This is a genomic window from Pseudomonas multiresinivorans (assembly GCF_012971725.1).
Taxonomy (GTDB): Bacteria; Pseudomonadota; Gammaproteobacteria; order Pseudomonadales; family Pseudomonadaceae; genus Pseudomonas; species Pseudomonas multiresinivorans.
The window spans coordinates 4,908,527-4,918,185 of the sequence record NZ_CP048833.1 but is presented as its reverse complement, the minus strand read 5'-3'; the positions used below and the strand labels follow the sequence as shown (position 1 = coordinate 4,918,185).

At 62.8% G+C, this 9,659-nt stretch carries 9 protein-coding genes and 3 tRNA genes; 6 read left to right on the top strand and 6 right to left on the bottom strand.

The window, feature by feature from the left end; translation table 11 throughout:
- Window positions 1-163: 163 nt before the first annotated feature.
- Window positions 164-775, top strand: a complete 612-nt coding sequence (locus G4G71_RS22525; RefSeq protein ID WP_065084157.1) for a MiaE family protein — start codon at window positions 164-166, stop codon at window positions 773-775.
- Between the two features lie 143 nt (window positions 776-918).
- Here G4G71_RS22525 and G4G71_RS22520 read toward each other — a convergent pair whose 3' ends face one another.
- The 3 genes from G4G71_RS22520 to G4G71_RS22510 form a co-directional block, all read right to left on the bottom strand.
- Window positions 919-2,250, bottom strand: coding sequence for an SPFH domain-containing protein (locus G4G71_RS22520; RefSeq protein WP_169940305.1), 1,332 nt, complete (start codon window positions 2,248-2,250; stop codon window positions 919-921).
- Window positions 2,251-2,373: 123 nt separating this feature from the next.
- Complete coding sequence (gene lpxH, locus G4G71_RS22515; RefSeq protein ID WP_169940303.1) at window positions 2,374-3,096, bottom strand: UDP-2,3-diacylglucosamine diphosphatase; 723 nt, start codon at window positions 3,094-3,096, stop codon at window positions 2,374-2,376.
- Between the two features lie 4 nt (window positions 3,097-3,100).
- Window positions 3,101-3,607: a peptidylprolyl isomerase gene (locus G4G71_RS22510; protein WP_024765728.1), complete on the bottom strand. Its 507-nt coding sequence runs from the start codon at window positions 3,605-3,607 to the stop codon at window positions 3,101-3,103.
- A 121-nt stretch (window positions 3,608-3,728) separates the two neighbouring features.
- On the opposite strand from G4G71_RS22510, the gene G4G71_RS22505 reads away from it, so the two are divergent.
- Together G4G71_RS22505 and cysS are read left to right on the top strand one after the other, a co-directional pair.
- Window positions 3,729-5,411, top strand: a complete 1,683-nt coding sequence (locus tag G4G71_RS22505) for a glutamine--tRNA ligase/YqeY domain fusion protein (protein WP_169942756.1) — start codon at window positions 3,729-3,731, stop codon at window positions 5,409-5,411.
- Window positions 5,412-5,414: 3 nt separating this feature from the next.
- On the top strand, window positions 5,415-6,803 hold the full coding sequence (gene cysS / locus G4G71_RS22500; protein WP_169940301.1) for a cysteine--tRNA ligase: 1,389 nt from the start codon (window positions 5,415-5,417) through the stop codon (window positions 6,801-6,803).
- 63 nt (window positions 6,804-6,866) lie between these two features.
- On the opposite strand, the gene folD is transcribed toward cysS, so the two are convergent.
- On the bottom strand, window positions 6,867-7,721 hold the full coding sequence (gene folD, locus G4G71_RS22495; protein ID WP_169940299.1) for a bifunctional methylenetetrahydrofolate dehydrogenase/methenyltetrahydrofolate cyclohydrolase FolD: 855 nt from the start codon (window positions 7,719-7,721) through the stop codon (window positions 6,867-6,869).
- A gap of 263 nt (window positions 7,722-7,984) precedes the next feature.
- On the opposite strand from folD, the gene G4G71_RS22490 reads away from it, so the two are divergent.
- The 3 genes from G4G71_RS22490 to G4G71_RS22480 all read left to right on the top strand — a co-directional run bounded on the left by G4G71_RS22490 (window position 7,985) and on the right by G4G71_RS22480 (window position 8,305).
- Window positions 7,985-8,061, top strand: a tRNA-Arg gene (locus tag G4G71_RS22490).
- Window positions 8,062-8,092: 31 nt separating this feature from the next.
- Window positions 8,093-8,168, top strand: a tRNA-His gene (locus G4G71_RS22485).
- Between the two features lie 52 nt (window positions 8,169-8,220).
- Window positions 8,221-8,305, top strand: a tRNA-Leu gene (locus G4G71_RS22480).
- 9 nt (window positions 8,306-8,314) lie between these two features.
- On the opposite strand, the gene G4G71_RS22475 is transcribed toward G4G71_RS22480, so the two are convergent.
- Complete coding sequence (locus tag G4G71_RS22475; protein WP_169940297.1) at window positions 8,315-9,412, bottom strand: tyrosine-type recombinase/integrase; 1,098 nt, start codon at window positions 9,410-9,412, stop codon at window positions 8,315-8,317.
- Complete coding sequence (locus G4G71_RS30275) at window positions 9,298-9,618, bottom strand: helix-turn-helix domain-containing protein (RefSeq protein ID WP_169940295.1); 321 nt, start codon at window positions 9,616-9,618, stop codon at window positions 9,298-9,300. The genes G4G71_RS22475 and G4G71_RS30275 overlap by 115 nt, the downstream gene beginning before the upstream one ends.
- Window positions 9,619-9,659: the final 41 nt, after the last annotated feature.

Sequence of the window (9,659 nt, the reverse complement as noted above, 5' to 3'; positions counted from 1 at the left end):
CGCGTTGTTTATGTGGAACCACTGTAGTCGGGATATCCCGTTCATGACGTTGAGGCATATCAACGCCGGAAGCTGGTTCCGCGCGGCGGCCCCCGTATAATGCTCCGCCTTTATTGCACCGGCCAGCCAGGCGCCGGTGCGCTGAGTCGTCTGGAGCAAGAAGATGCTGTCCGAAATCAGGGAATTCCTCGGTTGTGCCACGCCGGATGCGTGGGTGGAAGCCGCGCTGCGGGATCAGGCGGTCATGCTGATCGACCACAAGAACAACGAGTTCAAGGCCGCCAGCACGGCCCTGGCCCTGATCGCCAAGTACAGCGCCCACGAGGAGCTGGTGAACTTCATGTCGCGCCTGGCCCGCGAGGAGCTGCGCCACCACGAGCAGGTGCTGGCGATCCTGAAGAAACGCGGCATCCCGCTGCGGCCGATCTCCGCCGGCCGCTACGCCTCCGGCCTGCGTGCGGTAGTGCGCAACCACGAGCCGCAGAAGCTGGTGGACACCCTGATCGTCGGCGCCTTTATCGAATGCCGCAGCTGTGAGCGTTTCGCTGCGCTGGTGGATCACCTGGATGCCGACCTGGCGAAGTTCTACGGCTCGCTGCTGAAATCCGAGGCGCGGCATTTCCAGGGCTATCTGAGCCTGGCGCGCCGTTATGGCGATGACGCCGATATCGACCGCCGCGTGGCGGAGATTCGAGAGGTAGAGGCTGGCCTGATCCAGTCGCCGGACAGCGAATTCCGTTTTCACAGCGGCGTGCCGGCGGAGCTGGCGGCCTGACTCGCGCCTCGCAACAAAAAAAGCGCCCACCAGGGCGCTTTTTTCTTGGTTCTTCGTAGGAGCGAGCTTGCTCGCGAACGGATTTTCCGGCAGCTCCGGCGCTGGGCTGGTTCGCGAGCAAGCTCACGCCTACAGATGCGGCGTCAGTCTTTTACCTTCAGGTCCAGTGCCAGGTCGCGCGCGGCCTTGGTCGCTAGAACGCCCATCAGCTGGCCGATCTCGTCCTGGCGGCTGCTGGCGCCAGTTGGGCTGCCGGCCATCATCACGCTGGGGACAGGTGCCTGAGCGGCGGCTTCAGCCCAGACCTTGTTGATGGCGATAAGCGCATCCAGCTTGGGTTGCAGCGCGCCGTCCGCCTTGATCACCGCTTCACGGGCGTAGGCATCGGCGTCGGCGGTGATCTTGGTGGCTTGCGCGGTGACTGCCGCCTTGTCGCGCAGCAGTTCGGCGGTCTGTTTTTCGATCTCGGCGCGCTGCTTCTCGCGTTCGGCGTTGATGACGGCCAGTTGCTTCTCGGTTTCCGCCTGGGTGGTGCGCTCGATCTGGTCGCGCAGGGTTTCCTGGCGCTTGGCTTCCACCTCCTTTTCACCGCGTGCGGTGACCAACAGTTTCTCTTCCTCTTCCTTCAGGCGGTTCTGACGGGCCACGGCCAGCTCAGCCAGGGCCTGCTGCACCTTGACCATACGCTGCTTGTACTGCGGGTTGGGGTCGACGTTGGTGATGCGCGCTTCGACCACTTCCACGCCGAACTTGCGGAACTGCTGCTGCTTGCGCACCGGGATGCCCTTGCCGTCGGTGACCTTCTCGGTGATGAACTGGCTGGCATTGTTATCGCCGAAGCTGCCCTGTTCGGTGCCGGCCTGGAGGATCGCGGTCTGGTGCGGGACGGCGCCGCGCGGGCCGCGGACTTCCTTGCGCTTGATCAGGTAAAGGCCGTCGTTGAGCTGGTTCTCGAACTCCGCGGCGAATTCGCTACGGGCGCCGGCGTAGTAATCGTCGGCGGTCATCAACGAGGCGGTGGCCTGCAGGGTTTCCTTGATCGCCGGGATCAGCGCGGTACGGATGAAGTTGTCCGGGTTGCGGTACTCCTGGGCCATCTTCAGGAACTGATCGCCGCCAGGCAGACGGAAGCGCGCGGAGGACTCCACCTTGGCGTCGACGTTACCGAGGAAGACGATGGGGAAGGCTTCGATAGTCGCGCCCAACCCGTCGTTGTCCGGGTTGTTGTCGTTGTCGTCCATGATCAGGACGGACTGCACGCTGATGGCCTTCTTCCAGGTGGTGGCGCGGCCGAACCACTTGGTGGCGTAGCCCACGTCGTCGACGATCTTCTCGTCGCCGAAGATGGTCCGCACATGGGTCATGAAGCCCGCTTCGTTATAGAAGAAGACTCCGTTGAACAGAATGAAGCCGGCAGCGACCAGCGCCAGGGGAGCGGCGCCGAATTTGATGAGATTTCCCTTGGAGATCAGCATGTTTCTTCCTTGAGTGAGCAAACCGGCGATGCTGCGTAAGGTCGCGGGTGTCGGTCAAGTGGAAACGTCTGATAGTGCGGGTCGGTCGGCATCAGAAGGCCACTACAGGAGTGGCCATGCCGATCAGAGAGAGAAGGGCGCCTGCCGCATGCCCTGTTCGTCGGCCTCCAGCGCCCAGCCCTGGCGATCCCAGTCGCCGAGGACGATGCGCCGCGCGGGGCGGCCGTCGATCTCCAGTTCGTGGACGGCAGGGCGGTGGGTGTGGCCGTGGATGAGGATGCGCACGCCCTTGTCGCGCATGATCTTCTCCACTTCCGCCGGGGTGACGTCGACGATCTCGCTGGCCTTCATGCGTGTCTGCGCGCGACTTTCCTTGCGCAGCTTGCGAGCCAGCTTGTGGCGGGTGGCCAGCGGCAGGTTGCGCAGGATGAATAGCGTCAGCGGGTTGCGCAGCCAGCGGCGCAGCTTCATGTAGGCCACGTCGAGGGTGCACAGGCTGTCGCCGTGCATCAGCAGTATCTTCTCGCCGCCCAGGTCGATCAGGCTCGGGTCGCGCAGCAGGGTGCACCCGGCTTCGCGGCAGAATGCCTTGCCGATCAGGAAGTCGCGGTTGCCGTGCATCAGGTAGATGCGCGTGCCGCGGTCGGACAGTTCGCGCAGGGCGCGGGCGATGGAGTGCTGGAACTCGTCCATGCCATCGTCACCGATCCAGGCTTCGAAGAAGTCGCCGAGGATGTACAGCGCTTGCGCGCTGCGGGCGCGGGTGGAGAGAAAATGCAAGAACGCCCGGGTAATGTCCGGGCGTTCCGCTTCGAGATGCAGGTCCGAGATGAACAGGACGCTCATCGACTCACTCGCCGATGATTTCGGCTTTCTCGATGATCACGTCGTCGGCCGGTACGTCCTGGTGGCCGGAGCGCATGGTGGTGGCGACGGTCTTGATCTTGTTGACCACGTCCATGCCGTCCTTCACTTCACCGAACACGCAGTAGCCCCAGCCCTGCACGGTCGGCGCGCTGTGGTTGAGGAAGTCGTTGTCGGCGACGTTGATGAAGAACTGCGCGCTGGCCGAATGCGGCTCCATGGTGCGGGCCATGGCAACGGTGCCGATCTTGTTGCCGACGCCGTTGTTGGCCTCGTTCTTGATCGACTTGCGGGTGCTCTTCTGCTTCATGCCCGGCTCGAAACCGCCGCCCTGGATCATGAAGTTGTTGATCACGCGGTGGAACACGGTGTTGTCGTAGTGGCCGGCCTTAACGTACTCCTTGAAGTTGGCCACGGTTTCCGGCGCCTTGTCGTCGAACAGTTCAAGGGTGATATCGCCGAAGTTGGTCTGCAGTTTGACGGTGGTAGTCATCAGGGAATTCCGCTCTTTGGAAAAATCGAAGGCCTGTCAGGGGGTTGACAGCTTCGGCTATGATAAGCGCTTTGGTTTGGCCGGCCTACCCTGGCTGAACGACGGAATGATCAAGGACACCATGAGCAAGCCTACCGCCGATACGAAAGAAGCCACTGTTGCCGCCAACTTCCTGCGTCCCATCGTCCAGGCCGACCTGGACAGTGGCAAGCACCAGAAGATCGTCACCCGCTTCCCGCCGGAGCCCAACGGCTACCTGCATATCGGTCATGCCAAGTCCATCTGTCTGAACTTCGGCCTGGCCAAGGAGTTCGGCGGTGACTGCCACCTGCGCTTCGACGACACCAACCCGGCGAAGGAAGACCAGGAATACATCGACGCCATCGAGGCCGATGTGAAGTGGCTGGGCTTCGAGTGGGCCGGCAAGGTGCGCTACGCGTCCAACTATTTCGACCAGTTGCACGATTGGGCGGTAGACCTGATCAAGGCCGGCAAGGCCTTCGTCTGCGACCTCAACGCCGAGGAGATGCGCGCCTACCGTGGCTCGCTGACCGAGCCGGGCAAGAACAGCCCGTTCCGTGATCGCTCGGTAGAAGAGAACCTGGACCTGTTCGCTCGCATGAAGGCCGGCGAGTTCCCGGACGGCGCCCGTTCGCTGCGCGCGAAGATCGACATGGCCTCGCCGAACATCAACCTGCGCGACCCGATCCTCTATCGCATCCGTCATGCGCATCACCACCAGACGGGCGACAAGTGGTGCATCTATCCCAGCTACGACTTCACCCATGGTCAGTCGGACGCCATCGAGGGCATCACCCACTCCATCTGCACCCTGGAGTTCGAGGATCACCGCCCGCTGTACGAGTGGTTCCTGGCCAACCTGCCGGTCCCGGCCCAGCCGCGCCAGTACGAATTTGCGCGCCTGAACCTGAACTACACCATCACCAGCAAGCGCAAGCTCAAGCAACTGGTGGATGAGAACCACGTGAATGGCTGGGACGACCCACGTATGTCGACCCTCTCCGGCTACCGCCGCCGCGGCTATACCCCGGCGTCGATCCGTGCCTTCTGCGACATGATCGGCGTGAACCGCGCCGGCGGCCTGGTAGACATCGGCATGCTGGAGTTCGCCATCCGTGACGACCTCGACGCCAACGCCGGCCGCGCCATGTGCGTGCTCAAGCCGCTGAAGGTGGTCATCACCAACTACCCGGAAGGCCAGGTCGAGAACCTCGAACTGCCGCGCCATCCGAAGCAGGACATGGGCGTGCGCGTGCTGCCGTTCAGCCGCGAAATCTACATCGACGCAAGCGACTTCGAAGAAGTCCCGCCGGCCGGCTACAAGCGCCTGATCCCGGGCGGTGAAGTGCGCCTGCGCGGCAGCTACGTGATCCGCGCCGATGAAGCCATCAAGGACGCCGCCGGCAACATCGTCGAGCTGCGCTGCAGCTACGACGAGAACACCCTGGGCAAGAACCCCGAGGGCCGCAAGGTCAAGGGCGTGATCCACTGGGTGCCGGCCGCCGAGAGCGTCGAGTGCGAAGTGCGCCTGTACGATCGTCTGTTCCGCTCCGCCAACCCGGAGAAGTCGGAAGAGGGCGGCAGCTTCCTCGACAACATCAACCCCGAATCCCTGGTGGTGCTCAAGGGCTGCCGCGCCGAGCCGTCGCTGGCCAGCGCCAGCGCCGAGGATCGCTTCCAGTTCGAGCGCGAAGGCTACTTCTGCGCCGACGCCAAGGATTCCAAGGCTGGCGCCCTGGTGTTCAACCGAACCGTGACCCTGCGCGATTCCTGGGGGCAGTAAGGGATGGCTGATTTGCAGATATACAGCACGCTGTCCAAGACCAAGGACACCTTCAAGCCACTGGTCGGCAACCAGGTACGCATGTACGTGTGCGGCATGACCGTCTACGACTTCTGCCACATCGGCCACGCCCGCGTAATGGTGGCGTTCGATGTCATCGCCCGCTGGCTGCGCCATCGCGGCTATGACCTGACCTACGTGCGCAACATCACCGACATCGACGACAAGATCATCCGTCGCGCCCAGGAGAACGGCGAATCGTTCGAAGACCTGACCGCTCGCATGATCGCCGCGATGCACGAGGACGAGGCACGCCTGTCGGTCCTGCGTCCGGACATCGAGCCGCGCGCCACCGGTCACATCGCCGGCATGCACGAGATGATCCAGACCCTGATCGACAAGGGCTACGCCTACGCGCCCGGTAACGGCGACGTCTACTACCGGGTCGGCAAGTTCGCCGGCTACGGCAAGCTGTCGCGCAAGAAGATCGAAGACCTGCGCATCGGTGCGCGCATCGAGGTCGACGAATCCAAGGAAGACCCGCTGGACTTCGTGCTCTGGAAAGGCGCCAAGCCGGGCGAGCCGAGCTGGGAGTCGCCCTGGGGTGCCGGTCGCCCGGGCTGGCACATCGAGTGCTCGGTGATGTCCACCTGCTGCCTGGGTGAGACCTTCGACATCCATGGCGGTGGCCCGGACCTGGTGTTCCCGCACCACGAGAACGAAATCGCCCAGAGCGAGGCAGCCACCGGCAAGCTCTATGCCGCTAGCTGGATGCATGCCGGCGCGGTGCGCGTGGACGGCGAGAAGATGTCCAAGTCCCTGGGCAACTTCTTCACCATTCGCGAAGTGCTGGAAAAGTACCACCCGGAAGTCGTGCGCTTCCTGCTGGTCTCCAGTCACTACCGCAGCCCGATCAACTACTCCGAAGACAACCTGAAGGAAGCCAAGGGCGCGCTGGAGCGCTTCTACACCGCGCTGCGCGGCCTTCCGAAGGTGGCTGCCCAGGGTGGCGAGGAGTTCGTCGAGCGTTTCGGTGCAGCGATGGATGACGATTTCGGTACGCCGGAAGCGGTCGCCGTGCTGTTCGAGATGGTACGCGAGGTCAACCGCCTGCGTGACAGCGATCCGGCAACGGCTGCCGCGCTGGCTGCACGCGTGCGTGAACTGGGGGCTTTGCTAGGCGTGCTGCAGATGGACGCTGACGAGTTCCTCCAGGCGGGCGCGGCCGGCAAGGTCGATGCGGCGCAGGTCGATGCGCTGATCCAGGCGCGCCTGGATGCCCGCGCGGCGAAGAACTGGGCCGAATCCGACCGCATCCGCGACGAGCTGACCGCTCTGGGCGTGGTGCTGGAAGACGGCAAGGGCGGTACTACCTGGCGTCTCGCCGAGTAATCGCAGTCCCGAAATGAAAAAGGCCGCTGATCAGCGGCCTTTTTCTTGCTCGTCGAACACCTGTCAGGTGTGCAGGTGTTCGGCGGCGTACAGGGTGTTTTCCAGCAGACAGGCGCGGGTCATCGGGCCGACGCCGCCCGGAACCGGGGTGATCCAGCTGGCGCGCTCGGCAGCCACGTCATATTCCACGTCGCCCACCAGCTTGCCGTCTTCCTGGCGGTTGATGCCTACGTCGATGACGATAGCGCCTTCCTTGATCCATTCGCCCTTCACCAGGCCGGGTTTGCCGGCGGCAACCACGACCAGATCGGCACGGCCAACGTGGTCGGCCAGGTCGCGGGTGAAGCGGTGGGTGACGGTGACGGTGCAGCCGGCCAGCAGCAGTTCCAGTGCCATGGGCCGGCCGACGATGTTGGAGGCGCCTACGACGACGGCGTCCAGGCCGTACAAGTCGACACCGGTGCTCTGCAGCAGGGCCATGATGCCCTTCGGCGTGCAGGGGCGCAGCAGCGGGATGCGCTGAGCCAGGCGGCCGACGTTGAAAGGATGGAAGCCGTCCACGTCCTTGTCCGGGTTGATGCGCTCCAGCAGCTGGGAGGCATCGAGGTGGGCGGGGAGGGGGAGCTGCACCAGAATGCCGTCGATCGCCGGGTCGGCGTTCAGGCGGTCGATCAGCGACAGCAGTTCTTCCTGGGTGGTGCTGGCGGGAAGGTCGTACGCCTGGGAGAGGAAGCCGACCTCTTCACAGTCCTTGCGCTTGTGCGCGACATAGACCTGAGAGGCGGGGTCGCTGCCGACCAGGATCACTGCCAGGCCGGGGATGCGCAGTCCTTGCTGGCGGCGTTCGTTGACGCGTTGGGCAATCTGCTGGCGGAGGCTGGCGGCGATCGCTTTGCCGTCGATCAGTTTTGCAGTCATGTCGGGGGGATAACCATTAAGGCGGGTGAAAAGAAGGCGCGCATTTTCGCACGCTGCCTCCATAAGGCAAAGGCGGGAGCCCCTGATTTGGCGTAACTCCTTTATCTCTTTGAATTTTTTTTAAAAAAGTTGTTGACGGGGTATGGCCTCATCGATAACATGCGCCCCGCTTGCCGAGCACAGCCTGAAACACGAAAGAGGCGGTGCCAACCGATTCGGTGGTTTTCACTGAGTCTGCTTAGCAAGGGTTGCCGCCACTTAAAGCGCCCGTAGCTCAGCTGGATAGAGCATCCGCCTTCTAAGCGGATGGTCGCAGGTTCGAGTCCTGCCGGGTGCGCCATGTGGCGTTCGGTACAAGCAAGTGTAATATGGTGGGCGTAGCTCAGTTGGTAGAGCACAGGATTGTGGCTCCTGGTGTCGTGGGTTCGATTCCCATCGTCCACCCCATATTCCGAAGCGCCAGGCCTTGAGCCTGGCGTTTTCGTTTCTGCGGTACCCTGCGGACGTGGTGAAATTGGTAGACACGCTGGATTTAGGTTCCAGTGGCGCAAGCTGTGAGAGTTCGAGTCTCTCCGTCCGCACCATCTTTCAAATCAAGTACTTACAAGCTTCAAGCCTCCCTCGTTTAGACGCACTGGATTTTCGCTGTAGCGAGATTGTGACACGGGCAAATCAAGCAGCCCGACCGCATCCCTGACTCTTGCCGGCGCCAAGTGCGCATACCGCTCGGTCATCTGCACCGTCGAATGCCCCAGCAGATCCCGCACCTCAGTCAACGATACGCCCGCAGAGACCAGCCACGCGGCACAGGTATGGCGCAGGTCGTGGATGGTGAAGTTATTGATCTTCGCCGTCGTACAGGCCTTCTCGAAGCCGGTACGCAGGCAGATCACCCGATCCCCATCACCCCTGCAGAACACCCATTCCGAATCCGGGCAGTGCGAAGCGCGGTATGCCATCCGTCGCGTCAGGGCGTCCATTGCGCCCTGGTTGATCGGAATGCTTCGCCGTTTCCCCGCTTTCGTGTGGTGGCCTTCCAGGTAGATCAGGCGGTTTGCCATATCCACTCGTCGCCATTCCAAGCCGAGCATTTCCTCTTTCCGACAGCCGGTATTCACAGCCAGGCGGATGAAATCCTCGAGCATCTGACCGAACTTCTGCTGACGCGCCGCTCGGCACAGTGATTCGGCTTCCGCCCTGGTCAACCATCTGACCCTGCCTTCCGCCTCCTTCAGCGTGCGCCCCTTGACCGGATTTGGCAGGTGCCACTCCAGCTCAACGTTGCACCAGTTAATCGCAGCAGACAGCGCTGCAAGCTCCCGGTTGACCGTCGCGGTCGACTTCCCTTCATCCGTGCGCCGGCTGGCGTACTCCCTGATGTCCTTGCCGGCTAGATCGTTCATCACCACTCCGGCAAAATGGACCCGCAAGGCTTTAACTCTGTGCTGTGTGGTCGTGTAGCTGCGCTGATGCTGTCCGGCGTGGCGCAGATACTCGACCATCACTTCTTCAAACGACCGATCCGGGTCGACTCCCAGCTCCTTCTCCTTCCACGCCTTAGCCCGCTCGGCCTGCTCTATGGCCTTTGCGGCGTTGTGGTCGTCGGTGCCAGAAGATCGTCTAACGTACGTTCCATCTGACGCTTTGTAGCTGACCCACCAGTACGGCGAGCCTTTCCTTCTGTAGGGCATGGGGTTTCCTCCACGCCGCCCGCGGGCGGTAGGGTAGCAGCCGGGAGGCTGGATTCAATCATCGCGATCAGCCGCTCCTTGTGGATGCGGATGGTGTTCTTCGAGATGCGCACGACGGGGAGGTCGCCTTCCTGGGCAAGTCGATAGGTGGTCGAGCGCCCCAGTCCAAGGATCTTGGCCGCGTCAGTCACGGAAATAAGCTGCATGAATGCCTCAATCCCGGTGAGCCGGGGCTGATAGGTGAGGG